The 23,318-nt window shown below is 34.2% G+C and carries 21 protein-coding genes and 1 tRNA gene; 16 read left to right on the forward strand and 6 right to left on the reverse strand.

The window, feature by feature from the left end; translation table 11 throughout:
- From SB689_RS00345 to SB689_RS00355, 3 genes are all read left to right on the forward strand, one after another.
- Nucleotides 1-1,116, forward strand: coding sequence for an endo-1,4-beta-xylanase (locus SB689_RS00345; RefSeq protein WP_410690105.1), 1,116 nt, complete (start codon nt 1-3; stop codon nt 1,114-1,116).
- A gap of 109 nt (nt 1,117-1,225) precedes the next feature.
- Complete coding sequence (locus tag SB689_RS00350; protein ID WP_410690106.1) at nt 1,226-2,203, forward strand: glycoside hydrolase family 43 protein; 978 nt, start codon at nt 1,226-1,228, stop codon at nt 2,201-2,203.
- 106 nt (nt 2,204-2,309) lie between these two features.
- Nucleotides 2,310-4,346, forward strand: a complete 2,037-nt coding sequence (locus tag SB689_RS00355; protein WP_410690107.1) for an alpha-glucuronidase — start codon at nt 2,310-2,312, stop codon at nt 4,344-4,346.
- Nucleotides 4,347-4,465: 119 nt separating this feature from the next.
- Here SB689_RS00355 and SB689_RS00360 read toward each other — a convergent pair whose 3' ends face one another.
- Nucleotides 4,466-5,062 carry a hypothetical protein gene (locus tag SB689_RS00360; protein ID WP_410690108.1) on the reverse strand — a complete coding sequence of 199 codons (597 nt, stop codon included), beginning with the start codon at nt 5,060-5,062 and terminating at the stop codon, nt 4,466-4,468.
- A 143-nt stretch (nt 5,063-5,205) separates the two neighbouring features.
- On the opposite strand from SB689_RS00360, the gene SB689_RS00365 reads away from it, so the two are divergent.
- Together SB689_RS00365 and SB689_RS00370 are read left to right on the forward strand one after the other, a co-directional pair.
- Nucleotides 5,206-6,078, forward strand: a complete 873-nt coding sequence (locus tag SB689_RS00365; protein ID WP_410690109.1) for an AraC family transcriptional regulator — start codon at nt 5,206-5,208, stop codon at nt 6,076-6,078.
- Nucleotides 6,079-6,372: 294 nt separating this feature from the next.
- Entirely contained in the window at nt 6,373-7,173 is an 801-nt protein-coding gene (locus SB689_RS00370; RefSeq protein WP_410690110.1) for a Cof-type HAD-IIB family hydrolase, read from the forward strand.
- Nucleotides 7,174-7,235: 62 nt separating this feature from the next.
- Here the strand turns inward: SB689_RS00370 and SB689_RS00375 are convergent, their stop codons facing one another.
- The 3 genes from SB689_RS00375 to SB689_RS00385 form a co-directional block, all read right to left on the reverse strand.
- Nucleotides 7,236-8,261, reverse strand: a complete 1,026-nt coding sequence (locus SB689_RS00375) for a phytase (RefSeq protein ID WP_410690111.1) — start codon at nt 8,259-8,261, stop codon at nt 7,236-7,238.
- 222 nt (nt 8,262-8,483) lie between these two features.
- On the reverse strand, nt 8,484-11,294 hold the full coding sequence (locus tag SB689_RS00380; protein WP_410690112.1) for a TonB-dependent receptor: 2,811 nt from the start codon (nt 11,292-11,294) through the stop codon (nt 8,484-8,486).
- Between the two features lie 142 nt (nt 11,295-11,436).
- Entirely contained in the window at nt 11,437-12,303 is an 867-nt protein-coding gene (locus SB689_RS00385) for a DUF1932 domain-containing protein (RefSeq protein ID WP_410690113.1), read from the reverse strand.
- Between the two features lie 536 nt (nt 12,304-12,839).
- On the opposite strand from SB689_RS00385, the gene SB689_RS00390 reads away from it, so the two are divergent.
- From SB689_RS00390 to SB689_RS00430, 9 genes are all read left to right on the forward strand, one after another.
- Complete coding sequence (locus SB689_RS00390) at nt 12,840-14,342, forward strand: acyl-CoA dehydrogenase family protein (RefSeq protein WP_410690114.1); 1,503 nt, start codon at nt 12,840-12,842, stop codon at nt 14,340-14,342.
- 507 nt (nt 14,343-14,849) lie between these two features.
- Nucleotides 14,850-15,611: a DEAD/DEAH box helicase gene (locus SB689_RS00395; protein WP_410690115.1), complete on the forward strand. Its 762-nt coding sequence runs from the start codon at nt 14,850-14,852 to the stop codon at nt 15,609-15,611.
- 16 nt (nt 15,612-15,627) lie between these two features.
- Nucleotides 15,628-16,056: a cold-shock protein gene (locus tag SB689_RS00400; RefSeq protein WP_410690116.1), complete on the forward strand. Its 429-nt coding sequence runs from the start codon at nt 15,628-15,630 to the stop codon at nt 16,054-16,056.
- Nucleotides 16,057-16,088: 32 nt separating this feature from the next.
- Nucleotides 16,089-16,283, forward strand: a complete 195-nt coding sequence (locus SB689_RS00405; RefSeq protein ID WP_054510986.1) for a cold-shock protein — start codon at nt 16,089-16,091, stop codon at nt 16,281-16,283.
- A gap of 166 nt (nt 16,284-16,449) precedes the next feature.
- A tRNA-Ser gene (locus SB689_RS00410) sits at nt 16,450-16,534 on the forward strand.
- Nucleotides 16,535-16,859: 325 nt separating this feature from the next.
- A complete protein-coding gene (locus SB689_RS00415; RefSeq protein ID WP_410690117.1) occupies nt 16,860-17,663 on the forward strand; it encodes an NAD(P)H-dependent oxidoreductase in 804 nt (267 codons plus the stop codon).
- A 155-nt stretch (nt 17,664-17,818) separates the two neighbouring features.
- The gene (locus SB689_RS00420) at nt 17,819-18,703 is read left to right on the forward strand and encodes a helix-turn-helix domain-containing protein (RefSeq protein WP_410690118.1); all 885 of its coding nucleotides are present in this window, start codon (nt 17,819-17,821) and stop codon (nt 18,701-18,703) included.
- Between the two features lie 113 nt (nt 18,704-18,816).
- Nucleotides 18,817-19,488, forward strand: a complete 672-nt coding sequence (locus SB689_RS00425; protein ID WP_410690119.1) for a DsbA family protein — start codon at nt 18,817-18,819, stop codon at nt 19,486-19,488.
- A 68-nt stretch (nt 19,489-19,556) separates the two neighbouring features.
- A complete protein-coding gene (locus tag SB689_RS00430; RefSeq protein ID WP_410690120.1) occupies nt 19,557-20,213 on the forward strand; it encodes an NUDIX hydrolase in 657 nt (218 codons plus the stop codon).
- 48 nt (nt 20,214-20,261) lie between these two features.
- Here the strand turns inward: SB689_RS00430 and SB689_RS00435 are convergent, their stop codons facing one another.
- A complete protein-coding gene (locus SB689_RS00435) occupies nt 20,262-20,858 on the reverse strand; it encodes a Crp/Fnr family transcriptional regulator (protein WP_410690121.1) in 597 nt (198 codons plus the stop codon).
- Between the two features lie 158 nt (nt 20,859-21,016).
- Here SB689_RS00435 and SB689_RS00440 point away from each other — a divergent pair, with 158 nt between their 5' ends.
- Both SB689_RS00440 and SB689_RS00445 read left to right on the forward strand, forming a co-directional pair.
- Complete coding sequence (locus SB689_RS00440) at nt 21,017-22,000, forward strand: quinone oxidoreductase family protein (RefSeq protein WP_410690123.1); 984 nt, start codon at nt 21,017-21,019, stop codon at nt 21,998-22,000.
- A gap of 23 nt (nt 22,001-22,023) precedes the next feature.
- Nucleotides 22,024-22,764, forward strand: a complete 741-nt coding sequence (locus SB689_RS00445; RefSeq protein ID WP_410690124.1) for an SDR family NAD(P)-dependent oxidoreductase — start codon at nt 22,024-22,026, stop codon at nt 22,762-22,764.
- A gap of 64 nt (nt 22,765-22,828) precedes the next feature.
- On the opposite strand, the gene SB689_RS00450 is transcribed toward SB689_RS00445, so the two are convergent.
- On the reverse strand, nt 22,829-23,311 hold the full coding sequence (locus SB689_RS00450; RefSeq protein WP_410690125.1) for a nucleoside deaminase: 483 nt from the start codon (nt 23,309-23,311) through the stop codon (nt 22,829-22,831).
- Nucleotides 23,312-23,318 lie beyond the last annotated feature (7 nt).

The raw sequence follows: 23,318 nt of genomic DNA on the forward strand, positions 1-23,318 counted from the left end.
ATGAAACGTATTATTTTATTTAGCATAATGGCTTTGGCAGTTTCAAATTTCAACGCCCAAAAGTCAGACAACTCTTTAAAAAAAGCATTCCAGGACAAATTCTATATCGGAACGGCAATGAATTTGGAACAGATTCACGGAACGGATCAAAAATCAGTAGAAATCATCAGAAATCAATTCAGTTCTATTGTGGCTGAAAACTGCATGAAAAGTATGTATCTACAACCTCAAGAAGGACAATTCTTCTTCAATGATGCAGATAAATTTGTTGAATTTGGAGAGAAAAACAATATGTTCATTATCGGGCATACTCTGATTTGGCATTCTCAGGTTCCGGATTGGTTTTTTGTAGATAAAAAAGGTAAAAATGTTTCTCCTGAAGTTTTAAAACAGAGAATGAAAAACCACATTACAACCATCGTTTCCCGATATAAAGGAAAAGTAAAAGGCTGGGATGTGGTGAATGAAGCCATAATGGAAGATGGTTCTTACCGAAAATCTAAGTTTTACGAAATTTTAGGTGAAGAATTTATTCCGTTGGCTTTTAAATATGCTCAGGAAGCTGATCCACAGGCAGAATTATATTACAATGATTATAATGAATGGCATCCTGAAAAAGTAAAAACAGTCACTCAATTGGTGAAAAATTTAAAATCAAAAGGAATTCGAATCGATGGAGTAGGAATGCAAGCTCATATTGGATTGGATTCTCCTACGATTGATGAATATGAAAAAGCAATTATTGCCTATTCCGAAAGTGGAGTAAAAGTCAATATTACCGAGTTAGACATCAGTGCGCTCCCTTCACCTTGGGGAACTTCCGCAAATATTGCCGATAAAGTAGAGTATGATGAAAAAATGAATCCCTACAAAAAAGGTCTTCCTGTCAATGTACAGACAAAATGGGAAAACCGATATCTGGATTTCTTCCAATTATTTCTAAAACACAAAAAAGACATTAGAAGAGTAACATTATGGGGCTTGACAGATGCTCAATCCTGGAAAAATGATTTCCCCATAAAAGGCAGAACAGATTACCCATTATTATTCGACCGTCAATACAAAGCAAAACCTATTGTCGAAAAAATAATAAAACTATCAACGGAAATTAAATAGAATTAAAATTTGCGCTCTTAGCTAAGTGAAACGTCTTTGCGAACTTAAAATATTCTCAATATTAATAAAAAAATCTTTGCGCTCTTTGCGTTTAAAAACAAATTAAATAATGAACAAATCAAAATACCTATTCCCAAAAGACTTCATGGCAGACCCATCCGTTCATGTTTTTGAAGGAAAACTCTACATTTATCCATCCCACGACCGAGAAAGCGGAATTGAAGAAAACGACAACGGCGATCATTTCGATATGAGCGATTATCATGTTTTTTCTTTAGATGATGTCGAAAATGGAGAAATCACAGATCATGGCGTTGCCCTTTCAGTGAAAGATATTCCCTGGTCAGGTCGACAGTTGTGGGATTGTGATGTAGCTTTTAAAAACGGGAAATATTATATGTATTTTCCATTAAAAGATAAAAATGATATTTTTCGAATCGGAGTAGCGGTGAGTGATACACCTTACGGACCTTTCATTCCTGAAAAACATCCGATGATGGGAAGTTACAGCATTGATCCGTGTATTTTTGAAGAAGGCGGGAAACACTATATGTATTTCGGTGGAATCTGGGGCGGACAACTACAACGCTACAGAAATAACAAAGCATTAGAATCTGCAGTAATTCCGAATGAAAACGAATCTGCAATTCCCTCAAAAATAGCTTTATTAAGTGATAATATGTTAGAATTTGGTGAAGAACCAAAAGATGTTTTAATTCTTGACAAAAATGGAAATCCGTTACTTCACGGCGATGAAAATCGCTTTTTTGAAGCGTCTTGGATGCATAAATACAATGACAAATATTACTTTTCCTATTCCACGGGAGACACTCATCTTTTATGTTATGCAATTGGAGATAATCTTTATGGTCCGTTTACGTACCAAGGAGTAATTCTGACTCCGGTTGTTGGTTGGACAACCCATCACAGCATTGTTGAGTTTAAAGGAAAATGGTATTTGTTTTTCCACGACTCTGTTCCAAGTGGCGGAAGAACATGGCTTCGAAGCATGAAAGTTGTCGAACTAGAATATAACGAAGACGGAACTTTCAAAACAATTGAAGGCTTAGATAATAATTATCAATAGAAACGGGCTTTAGCCCGTTTAAACAAATCAAGACATTCAAATGGCTTTAGCCAAAACTTAAATTTGATACCCAAATAATAATTTAAACAATTTCAAACATTCATCAATGCGAAATTTCCGAGCTCACATCCTAATGTTTTTATTATTTCCATTAATTCTTTTCGCAGAAGACGGCAGTCAATTATGGCTTCGCTTTCCAAATGTTAAAAACGGAATTTCATCGGATAAAATTATTTCAAAAGGTAAAAATCCAACACTTGAAATTGCTAAAAAGGAATTAACAATGTATTGGCAAGGTCAAACAATAGAACTTCGTACGGAAAAATCCTTGAAACATTTGAAAGACGGTTATATCATTAAATCAAATTCAGATAAAATCATTATTTCTGCGGGTAAAGAAAGTGGTTTATTGTACGGGGTGTATCATATTCTCCGACTTCAACAGACAAAATCCAATATCAATAATTTAAACATAACAGAAAAACCTTCTTATGATGTAAGAAATCTGAATCATTGGGATAATCTGGATGGAAGTGTGGAACGTGGTTACGCGGGAAAGTCGCTTTGGAAATGGGAAGATTTACCGAATAAAATTTCGCCTAGATACGAAGAATATGCAAGAGCAAATGCTTCAATTGGGATTAATTCTGTTGTTTTAAATAATGTCAATGCTTCTCCAAATATGCTCAGAACAGATTATCTTCAAAAGGTAAAAGTTCTGGCAGACCTATTCAGACCTTATGGAATTAAAGTATATTTATCGGTTAACTTTTCTTCTCCAAAGGTATTGGGTGGACTGGAAAATTCAGATCCTTTAAATAAAAATGTTCAAAATTGGTGGAAAGATAAAACATCAGAAATCTATAAATTAATTCCAGATTTTGGAGGTTTTTTGGTGAAAGCCAATTCGGAAGGGCAACCCGGGCCACAGGATTATGGAAGAACCCATGCGGATGGCGCCAATATGATGGCGGATGTGTTGAAACCTTTTGGAGGAATCGTGATGTGGCGCGCTTTTGTGTACAGTCCGAGTAAAGAAGATCGGGCAAAACAGGCCTATTTGGAGTTCCTACCTTTAGACGGAAAATTCAGAGATAATGTCATTGTTCAAATCAAAAACGGGCCGATTGATTTTCAACCTCGTGAACCATTTAATCCTTTATTTGGAGCGTTGAAAAAGACTTCAGAAATGGTTGAATTTCAAATCACTCAGGAATATTTAGGATTTTCAAATCACTTGGTTTTTCTGGCACCTTTGTTTAAAGAAACGTTGGAAAGCGATACCTATGCTGATGGAAAAGGCTCAACCGTAGCCAAAATTACAGACGGAAGTTTAAGGAATAATAAAATAACGGCCATTGCAGGTGTTGCTAACATCGGGGAAGATACGAATTGGACAGGAAATATCTTCGCTCAGGCCAATTGGTATGCGTTCGGAAGATTAGCATGGAATCATGAATTAAGTTCAGAACAAATCGCGGATGAATGGCTTACAATGACTTTCACAGATGATCAAAAATTTGTAAATCCTGTCAAAGAAATGATGCTTTCGTCAAGAGAAACTGCGGTAGATTATATGATGCCGCTCGGTTTGCACCATATTTTTGCGTTCGATCATCATTACGGACCTGAACCGTGGGGAAATATTCCGGGGGGAAGACCAGATTGGATGCCGGTTTATTATCACAAAGCTGATGAAAATGGAGTAGGATTCGACAGAACAAAATCAGGTAGCAACGCCGTTTCACAATATTTTTCACCATTAAATAATACGTTCGAAAATATAGAAACCTGTCCTGAAAATCTTCTTCTTTGGTTTCATCATGTTCCGTGGAGTTATCGAATGAAAGACGGAAAAACGTTGTGGGAAGAGTTATGTTTTAAATATGATTCAGGCGTGAAAAATGTTCGAGAATATCAGAAAATTTGGGATAAAATGGAACCTTTTGTTGATGCTGAACGATTTAAACAGGTTCAGTCAAAACTAAAAATTCAGTCGAAAGATGCTGTTTGGTGGAAAGATGCTTGTCTGCTATATTTTCAGACATTTTCAAAAATGCCGATTCCGTACGATATTGAAAGACCGGTTCATGAATTGGATGATTTGAAAAAGATAAAACTAGATCTTAAACATCATAATTAAAAAAATTGAGGCAACTCTTTCTTCGTGATTTAAAAAAGAAAAGTTGCCTCAATAAATTGAATTGTACGTAAAATTTTAATTCCAATATAAATACGAAAAATAAAGGAATCCTCTTAATTTTAGTTAAGAGTAACTATTTTGTTAAAAACATTCCCCTTTTCCTCAACACTGATGATGTATCTGTCAGAAGTTTTAGGATCAAGATCAAAGGTCATATTAAGTTCTCCGTTAGCTGCATTTTTTGTTACATTGTAATAAACATTTCCTGAAAAATCAGATACAGAAATAGTTGCACTGTTTTTCAAACCCGAAAGATGAAGTTGTGCCATATTTCCTGAAATTGTGTATTCAGGTTTATTAATTTCTGAAAATGGAGTCTTTTCAATCTCCACCGTGTTGTTATAACTGATGTTTATTTTATATTTTTCAATTTTCTGATCAGATTCTGCAACCAGATAATAAGTTCCGGATTCCAGATCTTTCAGATCATAAGATTTTGTTACGTTATTTTCACTCTCCAATTTTTCAGAAAATAATTCTCCGTAAGCATCATTATAGATAACTAAGGATATGTTTTTTCCATTCAGAACATCAAAACTGATAGTTTTTGCTTCTGTTGTTTTAATTGAAAGAGAAAAATCCCTGTCTTTACTCATCAAGCTAGCTGAGATAAATAGAGACCCTACGAGAAAAGCAGATTTTAATAATTTATTCATAATGATAAGTTTTATAGTGCAAATGTATAACAGGCAATTGGCTTAATCTACAATACAATTTTCATATTTATATGCTATATTAACCTTAAAATTATTTAATTAAAAATTAATTGTTAATTTTGTGCATGAATTAATTTGTTAAAATGAAACATTCACATCCAGCCTTTGAAGCGGTGAAACCCAATATTGGAAGCAGTTTCACAAGTTTGAAGTTTTTTCAGAACGAAAATATCAAATCTCACGTATGGCATTATCATCCTGAGGTTGAGTTAATTTTTGTTTGCGGAGGTTCCGGAAAAAGGCAGATCGGGAGTAATATTTCCTACTTTTCGGATGGTGATCTTGTGTTGATGGGAAGCAATTTGCCGCACTGTGGAATGACCAATGAAAATACGAATAATGATTACGAAATGGTGATTCAGTTTAAACCTGATTTTTTAGGTGAAACGATTTGGGAACTGCCTGAAATGCACAGGATTACTCAATTACTCGAAAGGTCAAAAGCCGGCATTGTTTTTTCTGAAAATATCAAAAAAACCATCGGAAAAAAGATCGTGGAAATGCACAAATCTTCTTCTTTGGAAAGGCTTGTAAAGTTTATAGAAATATTAGATGCATTAGCTTCCACACAGGATTACAGAATTTTAAATGCAGGAAAATATTATCTTCAAACACAAGTTGAAGACAATGAAAGGATCAACCTTATTTTCAATTACGTGAAAGATCATTTTAAGGAACAAATTACTTTGGAAGAAATTTCTGAACTGGCGAATATGAGAGTCCCGTCTTTCTGCCGTTATTTTAAAAAGATCACTAATAAAACTTTTACTCAGTTTGTTAATGAATACAGGATTACTCATTCATTAAAATTGTTGGCGGAAAAGCCGATGAGCATTACTGAAGTTTGTTTTGAATCGGGTTTTAATAATTTCAGTTATTTTAATAAAACATTTAAGGAATATATTCAAAAAAGCCCGTCACAATATAGAAAAGAGTTTAATTTTTTTATGGAATAAATTTTGGTTGGAGAATCGCAAAGGCGCAAAGAATGAAAAAATTGATGTAAAATTTAAGGCGCAAGAAAATCGAAGATTTTCAGCAAACGTTTAGTATAGACATTGCAAATTTTATCGCAGATAAAATCCTTGCGCCTTAAAAATAGTATTTTAAATACTCTTTGCGCCTTTGCGATTAACCAACTATGTAACTCGAAATTTTATCATAAAAAAAGAATAAAAGCGCTTAGAAATTAAAATTTTAAAAATGAATTCAGTAGTTTTATACCTGAAATCTGCCGATAGATTAGCATTATGAAAGATATTAAATTAATTGTAACCGATATGGACGGAACGTTCCTGAACTCTTCACACGAAGTAAGTCCGGAATTTCCTGAAATTTATGAAGAACTGAAAAAAAGAAATATTTTATTCGTTCCTGCGAGTGGAAGACAGATGTTGGGAATCACCAAATATTTTGGAGATATCGAGAACGAGATGGCCTTTATTGCAGAAAACGGAGGCTATATGGTCTACAAAAATGAAGAATTATTTGCAGATAAATTAGGTTCGGAATATGTTGCTGAAATAATCAGTACGATCCGTACTATTCCTGGTGCAACAGCTGTGCTGTCTGGGAAGAAAAGAGCATATTACGAAACAGATAATCAAGGTTTTATAGATTATATTTCACAATTTTACACAGGAAATCAAAGGGTTGAGGATTTAACGCAGGCTTTGGATGACAGTATTTTTAAAATCGCCGTTTATCATCCTGAAGGTTCAGAAGAGCATTTATATCCTTATTTAAAGCAATTTGAAAAGTATAATCTTGAAGTCGTGGTATCAGGTCAATATTGGCTGGATATTATGAATAAAAATATCAACAAAGGAAATGCTTTAGAGCAACTTCAGAAAGTATTGAATATTACTCCCGAACAAACCATGGTTTTTGGAGATTATATGAATGATATTGAGATGCTTAAAAAAGCACATTATTCCTATGCAATGAAAAATGCGCATCCTTCCGTGAAAGAAGTGGCAAGTTTTGAAGCGTGTTCTAATGATAATTTTGGAGTTTTAAAGGCAATTAAAAGTTATTTGAATAATAATTAAAATTTTTAAGTAATTTTTAAATATAAATAAAAAACAGGATGTCTCTGCATCCTGTTTTTTTGTTATTTCATATTAGCTTTAATCCTTTCTTCAACGATTCGCCAATCGTAAATATGGAAAACTCTGCCGTTGCTCATCGCAACAAACATTCCTTTTGGAAATTTTGATCCAAGATTTACATTGGTAACTTCCGAACCGTCACTTTCGCTTGTCGAAACAGGTATTTCAGAGATTTTCCCTTTCGATGGATTTTCTCTTAAATATACATTAAAAGTATCCTTCTGCTGATTGGAAACCAAGATATATCCGGTGTTTACAGAAGTAGGGTAGATGGAAATGCCTTCTACATCAGATTTGAAATCGCCTTTTCCGAAAACCGAAAGTTCTTCATTTCCTTTTGCCGGATCAGCGTAATATTGATGAACACCAAACATTTCATCGGAATAATAAATGTAGCCCATTTCATCATCCACAGCGATGCTTTCAATTTCTTTTAAACCACTGTATTTTCCGAATTTTCTGACAACTTCACCTGTGATTTTTCCATCTTTTTCAGATAATTTATATTGCCAAAGATAGCCGTCGCTCGGTCCGGATTTTCTTCCTGCAATCACGAAAATTTCTTCTGTTTGCGGGTTTTTATAAATTGAAATTCCCATCGGTCCGCGCTCTGTTTCGCCATCAAAAACGGTGAATTCTCCAACTTCTTTTAAATCGGGAAGTGAGTATAATTTTACCTTGTTGGTTTCTCTTTCAGTTACGGCAGCAAAATCGATTTTTTTTCCGTTTAGATTAAATCCATATTCCAGATCGACATTGTTCGGACGTTTTAAACCTAAAACTTTATTGATAATTTTTCCATTTAAATCGAAAGCGTACAGACCGCCATTCGTATCTTTATCTGTTCCGATGATGATACTTTTTGAAGCATCCTGAGGATTGATCCAGATTGCGGGATCGTCGGTGTCATACAAAACCGTTTCTGTAATCGCAGTCGGTTGTAATTTTTTTCCTAATTGATGTTGCCCGACACAATTTACCACAAACGGTAAAATGGAAAGAGCTATGATGTAATTTATTTTTTTCATTGAATTGATATAATTTATTTTCAACCACAAAAGTTTTTATTAAACACTTTAGAACACTTAAGTTTTAAAAAGCTCATTACTTTGAAAATACAAAATATCACATAAGATGAAAATCTATGATTTTCAAAAAACTTAAGTGTTCTTCTATGCATAATTTTATTAACTTAAATAAACTTAAGTGTTAAAAAACTTTTGTGGTTAATATTTTTCTTTAAAGCTTAATTAAAAATCAAACTTCACTCCCATATTAAATTTCGGTCTGTAATATTCAACCTGTGCGGTTCTGTCCTGAATTCCCTGATAATATCTCAACGGTTGATTCGTCAAATTATTAGCTTCAGCAAAAATTCTCAACTGGCTCGTAATTTTGAAAGAAGCATTCGCATCAAGGAATAATTGATTGTCATAATAGCGGTCTTCAAAAGCATTTCCGCCCAATTCATCAATATAATGAGAAGCATAATTCATAGAAACTCTTGCCGAAAAGCGCTTGTTTTCCCAAGAAAGCGATCCGTTGAACATATGCGGAGCAGTTCCCGGAAGTCCGACATCGGTTCTTTCAACGCCGTCTTCATTCGTGATTCCTTTAGCTTTTGAATGTGTGTAGGTGTAATTTACATATACTCCCAAACCTTTCCAAAATGCTCCCGGAATGAAATCCAATTGTCTTTGCAAAGCAACTTCAAAACCGAAAAGATTTACATTATCTCCATTTCTCTGTTGGGTAAAACTCCAGTTATTTTCGCCTGCCGGAATCGGGTTGTTTTGTCCTGCAAAGTCGTTGTTAAAATCTGTCGCAGAATAATTTCTTCTTGAATAAGTGTAAATAAAATCCTTTAAATTTTTATAAAATACACCTCCGGAAAGGATTCCGACTGATTTAAAATATTTTTCAACCATAAAATCGAAATTGTAAGCGTACGTTGCCTTCAAATTCGGATTTCCTGCAGAAATGGCTTCATCACCTGAAATTACATTTAAATAAGGAACCAATGCGTAATAATTCGGACGCGCCAAAGCGGTTGTAAACGCTGCACGAAGCACCAAATTCTGAACCGGAACATATTTAAATGATAAATTCGGAAGGACATTCGTATAAGTATTGGTATTGGTGATTTTTCCTACCAAATCTTCTTCATCCAGCACGTAATTTCCTGTATAATCGATTTTTGTGCTTTCGATACGGGCACCAACGATCATTGAAAATTTATCGCTGAAATCCTGATCCCAACGGATATACCCTGCGTAAATATTTTCTTTTGCCCTGTAATTTCCGGAAAGAAATTCTTCAGGTTTTGATTCTGAATTAAATAAATTTGGATTAAATAAATCCAATCCACCCAAATACGGAGCTGCCGCGAAAGTTCCCGGAACATAATTTCCCGGTTGAAAATTGTGTCCGTCAAAATAAGTTGTCGGAACAGACAGCAAACTTCCCATATCATTGATCGGTTCGAAAGCAAAATAATCATTTTCTCGTTCTTTTTCCTTCAAACGCAAACGCGCACCTACACGAATTCTACCTTTTTGATCTTCAATTACAGAAAACGGAAAACGTACATTAACTTTTCCGCCAAATTCCTTTTCCTGAGTGAAGCTATTTGAGTCAGAAAGATCACTTAACTCATAATTTCCAAGATTGTCGGCAGTAAGTGGCGTGATCATCGGTCTTCTCGGATCGCTGAAATTTGAAGAAAAGGTAAGACCGTCATTTTCAAATTCGATATAACGTTCGTGAGGCTTCTTTTCGCTTGCCGTCGCGTAGTTCATTGACCAGTCCAAATCGATCTTAGTTCCCAAAAGATGTTCTCCTCTCAAGGCATAATTTTGGACTTTTTGTCTTTCAAGACGGGTGTTGTTATTGTTGAAATCTCCACCTTTATTTTGTCTTGTAATACTGCCTTTCCAACCTGTAATTTCACTTTCATCATCGCTGTAAATTGGTTTTATTTTATAACCTAAAGCATAGCGATTTTCCTTATCATTTCTGAAATTATACATTGCAGAAGCGTAGATTTTGTTTTTAGAATTAAATTCATAATCCAAATTCAAATCAAAACTGTGTCTGATACGATGCTCGTTGTAATAACGAACTCCCATTTTGCTGATGTAAGCAGTTTTTGCAGCATCATCAGCAATTGCCCATGTCGGCTCGATATTATCTGAACCAAAATTGTTATTATTATATGAAAAACTGAATACAGCTCCTAGTTTTTTGTTTAAAAATCGGTCTCCATAGACCAATCCGGCTGTATAATTTCCTTTTTCACGAATCGGACTGTAACCTCCCGCCAATGTTGCTGAAATTCTCTGTCCATTTGGGGAAGCTCTAGTGATCAAATTAACGGAACCTCCGATGGCATCTGCATCCATATCGGGTGTCAACGTTTTATTCACCTCAATCGTGGCGATCATATCGGAAGGAATCAAATCCATCTGAACATTACGGTTATCACCTTCAGCAGACGGAATTCTGTCGCCATTCAACGTTACGGAATTCAAGTTTGGAGCAAGACCTCGAATAATTAAATTTCTCGCTTCACCCTGATCATTTTGAATCGTAATTCCCGGAACACGCTTCAAAGCATCACCAATATTGGCATCCGGGAAACGCCCGATCTGATCGGATGAAATAACGTTAGTGATATTTGAGTTATTCTTTTGTTTATTTAAAGCTCTTGCCTGATTTTTAAGCGTTGCTCCTGCAACCACAACTTCTTCAATTGTCGTTTCTTTTCTTGCAAAAACTATATTTTGCTGGGTATTTTTATCGGATTCTACAGAAACGGTATATTCATGAATTCCATAACCTAAATAATCTATTTTCATAGAATAATTTCCTGCGGGAACATTTAGAAAAACAAAGTTTCCGTGTTCATCGGAAGTGGTATAGATATTTCCCGGTGACAGAGAAATTTTCGCTCCTGGCAATGCAATTTTAGAATCATCATTGATATTTCCTGAAACGGTACCTGATTGAGCATAAAAATAAATTGATGCACAAAACAAAACGGATGTAAAAATTTTCTTCACTTTCTTTTCTTAGATTTAAATTCGAGCAAAATTAAAGGCTTCGAAAGAAAATGCTTTGAAGTGAAGGTTACGATTGTTTTAATAAATTATGAACGGAAAGGTAATGTTCATCATAGGTTAACTTATAATTTGTCCATTAAGTTTATACTAATTTTTTGAAATTCTGTAAAGTTTCGATAATACCTTTTGGTTTTTCATTTTCAAAAATGTTTGATTGATACACTCTTTCGAATGTTTCGGCGGTTCCTGAGGCAATAATGTTGGGTAAATTTTCACTTTTTAGCATTTCGGTCAGACCTTTCATTTCATCAATTCTCCTGAAAATATGCTGTGGATAAGTTGGGGTAGTTTTTATAAGATCCTGATACGTTCCGGGAAGAAATTCCTGAAGACTTTCATTCAGTTCATCAAGGATTCCGAAATGGGCGGCAGCGGTCATCGTTTCAAAAAATAAGGCATTAATTCCTTTATTCACCATAGAAAATAATAATTTGTAAGCTGATGCAGCTTCTGTTTTTTCACCGGCATCTTTTATTTTGAAAACTTTTTCAAAAAGATCTATGAAAAGCTGTCTATGAGTTCCGCTTATAACCAAAACTCCAGTTTCAGGAATATCTTTGGAAGCTCCCATGACAGCACCGTTAACAAATTGGATGTTCATTGATGAAAGTAACTCTTCAACGGACAAAGCCATTGCAGGTGTGTTAGAGTTTAAATCAACATAAAGCGGACGGTTTGAAATATTTTTTAAACATAAAACAATGTTTTCAGCAAGTTTTATACTTCCTTCCGGACTTGTAAGGGAAAGAATTACATCAGCTTGTTCGATTGTATTTTGAAGTGAACCAGCATCTTCGATCCCTGCATCCTGAATGTTTTGTAACGTTTTTTGAGATCTTCCTTCTCCGGCAGTAATTACTTTAAAATTATTTTTTATAAGCGCTTTTGCTATTTGAGTTCCCATATCTCCGGGGGAAAGTAGGGCAATTACCGGCTGAATCTGCATCATTGTTGATTTTTATTTGTTTCAAAACTATTGATAACACAAATTTCTTTATTTTTTTTTAATCTGTAAAACGTTTTGTTTCGATGGGATTGATTGTTTAAACCGATGGATGAGTTTGATATCTAAATTTAAAACGATCCTGTTAAAATCTATGAAAATATCAATGTTTTAGACCTTCTAATAACTTTTTCTTTTTAATAATCTATAGTTGAGCTTAATTTTATTGGTCTACCTTTAACATCGAAATAATATTTTAATAAGCAACACCACATCATTTTTATATATTCAAATTTATACCTTATTATAATTTATTTTCCGTTCCCCTGTTTTTGGGGAATTTTTTTATTCTCCCTTTTCTAATTTTTTTAATGAAAATTTCACACAGTATGTAAGGTAAGCAATTTATTTAGTTGTACCTTAGAAAAATATTTACGTTACGTGAAGCTGCTGATATTTGATTATTAAGTTGTTGTTGCCATTCGCTTCGCTTTATTATATTGTTGTATAGATGGCATGCAGCGCTAAATTTCAAATCTATTATGAATGGATCCGCATCTGAAACACCTTATTCGGAGTTTCTCAACGGTTTTTCAACTTCTCTTCACAATCTTTTTCAAAAAGAAAATATTGATAAGCTAAGCCTTTCAAGAGGTCTTCCACCACATGTTTGGAAAGAAATAATGAATCTGAAACCATTATCTGTAGCCATTCCGAAAGAATTTGGAGGGAGAGGAGTAAAGGTGAAAGAGTGTTTGGGTATTTTATCCGCTGCTTCTTATGAATCGCTTTCATTATCATTAACATTTGGGATTAATATTGCCCTTTTCCTGGAACCTGTAGCCAAATACGGAAACGATCTTGTAAAAGCCGATATCTTTAAAAATTTCCTTGATCATGGTGCAATGGGAGGTTTAATGATCACCGAGCCGGAATACGGAAGTGATGCCTTAAATATGAAAACCCAGAATACATTAATAGATAATGAATACCATATAAAAGGAACAAAACACTGGCAGGGGTTGACTGGATTGGCAAATTATTGGTTAATCACCTCAAGAAATGCAAATGCTGAAGGAAAATTGTCCAGAGATGTAGATTTTTTCATTGCTAATACGCATTATAGAGAACAAAATATTGAAGTTTTAGAATATTACGACAATCCGGGATTGTATATGATTCCTTATGGATTGAATAAAATTGACATTCGAGTTCCGGAATACAATAAATTAACTCCCGAAACAACAGGCCTGAAAATGATGCTCGACACGCTTCACCGTAGTCGACTACAATTTCCGGGAATGGGAATGGGGTTCCTGAAAAGAATGTTGGATGAAGCTACAAAACACTGTCAGGAAAGGGTAGTGGGTGCTTCTAATCTTTATGCTTTAGATCAGGTTCAATATCAATTGACAAGAATGCAGGCGTTTTTCACGCTTTGTTCTGCAATGTGTGCGAAAAGTTGTAAAGTAAGCGGAATTGATCATGATGTTTCGGGAAGCGGTGCTCATGCGAACAGTATGAAAGCTTTGGTTACCGATATGATGCAGGAGTCTGCTCAAGTTCTTGTTCAGCTTTCGGGCGGAAAAGGATACAGAACGACTCACATCGGAGGACGCGGAATTATGGATAGCCGACCTTTTCAGATCTTTGAAGGCTCTAATGAGATGCTTTACACTCAAATTTCGGAAGGAATTTTAAAAGATATGAAAAAGAAAAAGGTTGAAAATTTTGCCGAATATCTTGCTATTAATGAATTGACGAATAATTCAGTTAAATTATACGCTAAAGAACTGGATTTCAATATCAATACAGCGCTTTCTCAGCGTAAAATGATCGATCTTGGAAAAGTTCTGGCGAGAGTAGTTACTGTGAATGATTTGTTGGAATTAAATAACTCAGGATTCAGTCAGGAACTTACAGATAGTGCTGTAGAGGTTGTGAGACAGGATATTGTAACACTTCTTAGCTCGATGAATCAGCACCAGAACTTAAATATTGTAGAACATAATAACGATAAAAGTGATTGGATGAAGTTTTCATAAATAAGTCGGATAACTGGAAGATAAGTATTAAGGTTTAATATATTTTTGATAATCAATTAATTAAAATAGCAGTTATTCAGTTTATTTATTGTATATTTGTACAATAATTAATAATTAGGCCTTTGCCTTTGCTTTCTGTTACAGATTAGAATTAACCATTTTCTTCTTTCAGTTTTTGCTCTTTCAGCCGCAGGTTTTATAACTTGCCAACTGAATTCAAACTACCGAAAACAATTAGGAAACCATTCCTTAAAGCTTTATCCTTTTTAAAAATTATTACAAACAGATTAATCAATTTTAAAAATTGAGAATTTGTAGAAGTGCCCGATGAAAAGGACATAGAAAGTTATTGCAGAATTCAATAGTATTGATGAACGCAAAAAAATGGATGAATAAAAGAAAGTTGATTTTTCTCTTCCAATTATTCTCAAAAAAGATGATAATTTTAAATTCCTTAAAACGTATTTGATTTTATATAACGTCGGGAGATCCGGCAAAACCCCATGAATGAATTTTAAAAATTTAAATTTAATAAATCCAATAATTCGTGCCGTTACAGAAACGGGATATTCACAACCTACAGAGATACAAAGTAGTGCTATTCCACATATTTTGGCAGGTAAAGATATCATGGGCTGTTCACCGTCAGGAACAGGGAAAACTGCAGCTTTTGCAATGCCTGTTCTTCAATTATTAAAAAAAAGAGCTCCGGAACATAAAGAAATCCGAACTTTAATATTAACACCGACTCGTGAGTTGGTAACGGAAATCGAAGAAAATCTTAAATTGCACAGCAAATATCTTCCATTATCTCAGCTTTCTATTTATGAAGGCGTTTCATTGGGAGGACAGCTAGCAGCTTTGAGAAAGACAGTAGATGTTCTTGTTGCAACACCGGGAAGATTATTGGAGTTAACGAGTCAGAGACATATTGATCTTTCCAAAATCGAGATATTGATCTTGGATGATACAGACACAATGCTTGAAATGGGTTTTGTAAATGATGTGAAAAAAGTAGTTAAACTGATTTCTCAGAAAAGACAAACCTTATTATTTTCAGCAACCATGTCGGATAATATCCGAAGCTTTGCAAGTACTATTCTAAACAATCCTGTTGAGATCATAGTATCAGCAAAAGCAGGAGTGAAAGGGAAAACAAGTTCATTTGAAGAAAATGAACGTATGGATCTTAAAAACATCCAAAAGCAGACAGGTTTTACATTGCCGGTAAGTAAGCAAGGTAAACAGACATTTCAGTACAGTAATTAAAATATTAAAAAAATTTATGGCAGATTCTTTCTCTAAAAAGGAAAATTTCAAGAAAAAAATTCAAAAACAAAAAGAAAAAGCGTTAAGACGCGAAGATCGTAAGACAAATAATAACAAAGGAAAAGGTCTTGACGATATGCTTACTTATGTTGATTCATATGGTAGACTTACTACCACACCTCCAGAAGAAAGAATGGAGATTAACCCTGAAGATATTCAGTTAGGAGCAGCTCCTATTCCTGTAGAGGAGTTAAGAAAAACAGGTATCGTTACGTTTTTCAGTGAAAAAGGTTACGGATTTATTACCGAAGACAATAGTAAAGAGAATGTATTTTTCCACAGTAACAACTGTATACATCAAGTAAAAAAAGGAAATAAAGTTTCGTTTGAAAAAGAAAGATCTCCAAAAGGATTTTCGGCTATCAATATCGAACTTGTAAAATAAATAATAAAACAACAATTTTTAATACAAATACAATGCAACAAGGCACAGTAAAATTTTTTAACGAAACAAAAGGTTTCGGATTTATCTCTCCAGCAGACGGAGGACAAGACATTTTTGTACACTCTTCAGGATTAAAGACAAGAACAATTCGTGAGAATGACAAAGTGGTTTTTGATGTACAAAAAGGTGAAAAAGGACTAAATGCAGTAAATGTAACTTTAGCTTAATTTTCAATTAATATATCGATTCAGGTAAAGCCCCTTTTTGGGGCTTTATTTTTGTTTTCAGGTGAAAATTATTATTTTTTTAATTTTATCTTGAAAATATTTTGTCAGAATCAAAAAACATTATATATTTGCACCACCAAAAACAACGATATAATCGGAGTTTAAAGGAGAGATGGCAGAGTGGTCGATTGCGATAGTCTTGAAAACTATTGACTGTAACAGGTCCGGGGGTTCGAATCCCTCTCTCTCCGCAACTATTGAATCAAAATAGTATAAAATGCTGTAAAATATATGTTTTACAGCATTTTTTGTTTATGCAGGTTCCAAAAAGAGCTAAATCATCACAATCTGAAAGTGACCTATTCAGTGACCTATTAAAAAAGGTGAAAACAGGTCACTGAAAAGTTTGAAAATAGCCTGTTTGGACTTGTTCAAAAATTGAACATCTTGTGACAGGTTTTTAATTAGATTAATTTAGAAATCATAAAAACCGGCACATCATGAATAAAATATTCAATTTGATTTTTTTATCTCAAAAAATCAAATATTAACTCTCAGGGAAAGGTACCTATCTATATGAGAATTACGATTGATGATAAAATCTCAGAGATAAGTACAAAGCACATCGTATTACCTTCGAAATGGAATATCCAAGCCCAAAGTGTAAAAGGATCTTCAGAAGAATCTAAATCTGTTAATTTTTATCTTAAAACATTCGAGCAAAAGGTTTATAATACTTATCACCAACTCATAAGAGAAAATGAAGCAGTGAGCTGTGAAATGCTTAAGAATAAACTGCTAGGAAAAGATCAAGAGAATCGAATGATAATTCCAATATTTAAAGATCATAATGATAGAATGGAAAAATTAGTAGGTAAGGAGCTTACAGAACTAGAAAAATATCCAGAGAAGTTCCACATACACCAATTACACAAAGTGTATCCTGATCAAAAATTTGATATTGCTGCAGAACAAAAACTGATCGAAGAGCACGATCATATTATTTTCCAATTCCCATACTATTGGTATTACGCTCCCGCATTGTTAAAAAAGTGGCTGGACGAAGTTCTTACTCACGGTTGGGCATACGGAAGCTCAAGTGGTTTTAAATTTGGAGGAAAGAAAGTGGCTTTGGCTATTTCATTAGGTTTAAAAGAAGAACATCTACAACGCGGAACACCATTAAAATTTAATCTTGAAGATCTTACCAATCCTTTTGAAGCAATGTTCGATTGGATAAAAGCAGATTACCAACCTTATTTTGCGTATTATGGAATGACATTTGAGCCGTCGGAAGAATGGATAGAAAGAAGCATACCGTTATATTTGGAGTTTTTGGATCGTTTTAATGCTGAGAATGAAGATATAAATGTTGCTTAGGGTAAATTAGTAAAAAGGAGATGTTTGAAAAAGCATCTCTTTTTATGCTTATAGCAAAGTATAAAATTTTGTCCATCACAAAAACAAAATTGTCCATTTTTTATCAGATTCAAATTCATCAATTTTATAGGTCACAGCAAGAAAATTATTGAACGATGAACAATCTCAATTGTAGTAAAATTATCAAAGAAAATCCCAAGGTTTTATCGTGGAACGATGATATTCAGGTGATGCATTATCAGACTCATCAGGAAATTATCAGAGCCAATATGTGCGTTCATATGAATATGATCAACATACTTTTGCACGGTAAAAAAGAGATTTTAGGTTGGGGAATGAAGAGAATTGTTCCTGCAGGTTCAGGTTTTTTTATGAAAAAAGGTTCTTATCTGGTTTCCGAAAAAATTGGAAATGAAGAAAATGGTTATGAATCAATAATTATCTTTTTCTCAGATACTTGGCTTCAGTCCCAAATCGATACCATTTTCGACTGTAAAAATACTTCTCAGATACAAATTGAAGATTGTCTCAACGGAGATATCGCTTTGCTCGAGGAAGATGAATTAATGAATTCTATTATTACTCAATTTAAATCTTATTTTGAATTAAATCAGGATAAAGAACGGTTACAGGTTCTATTACCATTTAAAATCAGAGAATTATTTCAGGTTCTGATTTCGGCTCCCAATGGTTATCATTTCGAAAAAAGATTGCGCAGTCTTGATACTCATCAAAATCCTGATTTGGTGGTACTGATGCAGAACAATTACAAAGAAAATATTTCCTTGGAGGAATATGCTTTTCTTGCCAACTGCAGTCTGTCGACGTTTAAACGAAAATTTGTGCAGACCTTCAAAACAAATCCCGGAAAATGGATTATGCAACGCCGATTGGAGGAGTCTTACGAATTATTAAAAAACTCAGAGAAGAACGTCACAGAAATTGCTTATGAAGTAGGTTTTGAAACTCCTGCCCATTTTATAGCATCTTTCAAACAGAAATATAGAAACACACCGAAACAGTTGCAGCAGCAACTTTAGCACAAAATAACACTAAACTTTTCACGATAGTTTTTGAACTTTTTACGAAATCAATTCATTCAAAACAAAACGAACTTTGTCTTAGAAATTTAAAACAATTAAAATTTAAAATTATGAAATTGTATTATTTTACAGACCCGATGTGTTCGTGGTGTTATGGTTTCAGTCCGGTGATGAAGAAACTAAAGGAAAGCTATCCGAATATAGATTTACAGATTATTTCAGGTGGTTTTGCGCCGGGAAGCAAACAAAAAGTGACCAAAGAATATAAAGATTTCCTTGAATATCACTGGAGAAATGTAAACCTTCGCAGCGGTCAATATTTTGACCATTCGATGAAATTTGTCTCTGACAGCTTTCATTATGATACAGAGCCTTCCAGTAGGGCATTAGCTGTAGTTCAAAGAATTTTACCGACGAAAGATTTTGAATTTTTAAATTTAATGCAGAAAGCATTTTATGTGGAAGGACGAGACATTACCAATGATGTGGTTTTGGCAGATTTAGCAGAAGAAATAGGCCTTGAAAAGAATGCTTTTTTAGAAAGTTTCCATTCGGAAGAGATGAAATTGAAAACAGCACAAGGATTCCAATTCAGTAAACAGTTAGGTGTAAAAGGATTTCCAACTTTACTGACTTTGGAAAATGGAGTAGTTAAAGTTCTTACCCACGGTTTTCAGCCTTTTGAAAGTTTAAAAGAAATTGTTGAGGAAAGTTTGACAACAATGTTCATCCCTGAATCTGCTAACGGAGAATCCTGTTCGGATGTTTCCTGTGGATTCTGAGATGACGAGCCGATTATTATCTACTAACAGTGGATTTAGCGGACTTTTTTAATCAGTAAACTGCAATTATGAAAAAGCAAAACTTTTCATCATCAATTGAAAAGATTCGAAAAAATCTTAAAAAAGAACTTCCGGGAGAAAAAGCACATCACATAATGGAAGCTCTTTCTGCAAAATATCTGACTTTAAAGCCTACTGAGAAAACACGAAAAAGTGCTGTACTGGTTCTTTTATATCCAATTGATAATAAAATTTATTTTCCTTTGATTCTGAGAAATTCTTACGATGGCTTTCATTCCAATGAGATTGGTTTTCCGGGAGGAAGATTTGAAATTTCAGATGAAAATCTTATCCAAACGGCACTTCGTGAAGCGAAGGAAGAAATCGGAATAAATCCTGATGAGGTTAAAATTTTAGGAACACTTACCGAAATTTATATTGGTCCAAGTGATTTCAATGTTTTACCTGTGGTTGGATATCTTCCGTATCAACCGGATTTTATTCCGGATTCTCGTGAAGTTCAGCAAATTTTTGAATTAAAGCTGGATTATTTTTTAGACCCGAGTATTGTCGGCTGCAGTGAAATCAGTATTCCCGGAGATTTGGTGACGACTCCTTATTATGAAGTGAATGGTCATAAAGTTTGGGGAGCAACAGCTAAAATAATTATTGAGTTATTATTTGTTATAAATAATAATCTATCATCCAAAAAAGATAGATTTTAAACATCAAAAAATAACATTAACCTTTATTAGGAGCGAACTTTTTTGTGATTATTTCCTTAAAATATTCTTTCTGATACGGCTTAAAGTTTCCGGTGAAATTCCTAAGTAAGAAGCAATCATAGTTTGTGGAAAACGGTTTAAAAATTCAGGATAAGATTTTATCAAATTGTCATAACGTTCTTCTGCGCTCAGACTAATGGAAGAATGGATACGTTTTTGAGTGGCAGCGATCCCTTTTTTGTCAATTTCTTTTACCATTACGTCAATTGCAGGTATCGCAACTCTAAGTTCCTGCAATTTGTTTTGCTCAATCATCAGAACTTCAGAATCTTCAAGAACTTCGATATTGTAAAGAGATGTTGTATTGAAGTTATAACTTTCATAATCTCCCAGCCACCAATTTTCAATGGCAAACCGAATAGTGTGTTCCTGTCCTTTTTCATTTACAGAATACATCCGTCCTGAACCTTTTACAATGAAAGACATATACTTACAAACATCTCCTTCCTCTAAAAGATATTGCTTTTTGCGTAAATGTTTTGACTTAAATGTGTTTTGTATAAGAATTTTCTCTTCACCACTCAGTGTAAGTGCTGATTTAAATTCAATGTAAATAAAAAGAGGTTCAAATGGTACGGAAGCCAATGGAAAAGGTATTTAACATTAATAATTATGTGAAAATACAGAATATTTATCAAACCTCTTGATAAATGTCAAGAATAAGTTACTGCATTTGTCAATGTGTATGTTTTTGAACTGTCGCAACTTTGTCACATCAAAATGTTTAACCAAAATCTAAAAAAATGGAGAAAAGTAATGAAACTGCAGTTATACGAATAAGCAGACAAGGTTCGCCTGCAGTTCTGGAATATGGCTTAGAAACAATTGGAACACCAAACGCAAATCAAGTGATACTTAACCAAAAAGCAATTGCTTTAAATTTTGTAGATGTAATGTTCCGAAACGGTACTTTTCCAGTCAATAATTTTCCGGTGACCATTGGGGTAGAAGCGGCAGGTACTGTAGAATCTGTTGGAGAAAATGTAAAAGATCTTGTTGTAGGAGATAGGGTAGGATATTTTTTCGCTCTTGGAGCTTATGCGGAGCGTAGATTGATAAATGCTTCCGAATTGATAAAAGTTCCGGATGATGTTTCTTTTGATCAGGCAGCAGCAATTATGGCGAAAGGTCTTACTGCAAGAATGCTTATTAAACAAGCGTATTCTGTGAAAAAGGGAGATACAATTTTAGTTCACGCAACGGCGGGAGGTGTTGGTTCATTGGTGAGCAGATGGGCGAAAGCTTTAGGTGCGATAGTGATTGGAACAGTAGGAAACAGCATTAAGAAATCTTATGCTCTTAGCCACGGAATTGACCTTGTTGTTGCTTTGGATAATGAAGATTTAACTGAATCTGTAAATAATTTCACAGAAGGAAAAGGAGTTGATGCTGTTTTTGATGGTGTTGGAAAAGCAACTTTCAATGATTCTCTTAATGTTCTTAAAACTGGGGGGACATATTTGTTGTTCGGAAACTCTTCCGGAGTTCCTGATATTGATAATAAAGTTTTAAATGACAGAAAAATTAATTTCATCCGTCCGAATTTAGGAAGTTATTTTCCTGATAAAGCAAGCGTTCAATTCGCTGCGACAGAAATGTTTGATGCTTTGCGAAACGGAATATTAGGAGAGATTAATCCTACAATTTATTCTTTATCAGATGTGTCAAAAGCTCATCAGGATCTTGAGTCAAGTAGTACAAAAGGTTCAATCATATTTCATATTTAATCATAAAAAAAATCATTACAGTTATGTCAAAATTAAAAAACAAAACAGCATTTGTAACAGGTGGAAGTCGTGGAATCGGAGCAGGAATTGTAAGACAACTTGCTTTAGAGGGAGCAAATATTATTTTCACGTATGTAAATTCAAAACAGAAAGCAGAAGATCTGGTTGCAGAGATAGAAGCCTTGGGTGTAAAAAGTATGGCAATAAAAGCAGATACCGCAAATTTAGAAGAAATAAATACTGCTATCCAAAAAGCTTCAGAATGGGGAATTGATATTTTAGTGAATAGTGCAGGATTATTTGTAACAGGAGAGATTGACAATAAAGATAACGATTTATCTGCGTTACAGCAGCAATGGGATGTCAATGTTCACGGTGTCGTAAATACAGTGCGATATGTATTGCCATTTATGAAAAATGGGAGTCGAATTATTTCAATCGGTTCTACCGGAGCGACACGTTCTCCCTATCCAGGAATTGGTGATTATGCCGCAACTAAAGCAGCTTTGGCAGCTTATACAAGAAGTTGGGCAAGAGATTTGGGAAGCAAAAATATTACCGTAAATATTATTCAGCCAGGACTTATTGATACAGATATGAATCCTTCTGATGGACCCTTCAGCTCACATATGCTACAATCCGTTGCATTGGGGCATTACGGAGAACCGAAAGATATTGGAATGGCTGTCTCTTTTTTAGCAAGTGATGAGGCGCGCTATATCACAGGTGTTACTCTAAATGTTGATGGAGGACAAACAACATAATCTAAGATTAATTTCATTATTAAAATTGATATTAAAACGAAAGCCTTTCAAATCTGAGAGGCTTTTATTTTTTATTAAATAATTTTTGCTTAGAAAGATATTCAGCAAATTGTTCATTCAATATCTCACATTCATGTTGTAAAATTCCCGACTCAATTTTAGGTTTATTTCCCCATTTCGGAACATTTTCAGTTTCCAGAATTTTAAATTCAGAAGATTGTCCGCCAACAAAAGGAACAGAAACTCCGAAGACCAATTTCGCAACTTGATGATGTCTGATAAGATAGGAACACATAATGCAAGGTTCGTGCGTAGAAAACATCACAGACTTTTCTAAAACATTTCTGTAACCATTTGCTAAAGCATCTTTCACCGCTAAAATTTCGGCGTGTTGCGTAATATCACCGCTTGATTTTCCAGATTCGATTCCTCTGCCAATAATTTTATCTTCAAAAACCAGAATAGAACCAACTGGCGGATTTCCCTTTTCCAAAGCTTGTTTTGCTAGTTCGATGCATTCAAGCATATATTGATTGTAATTATCCATTTTTATT

Source organism: Chryseobacterium sp. SIMBA_038 (genome assembly GCF_046535115.1).
GTDB lineage: Bacteria > Bacteroidota > Bacteroidia > Flavobacteriales > Weeksellaceae > Chryseobacterium.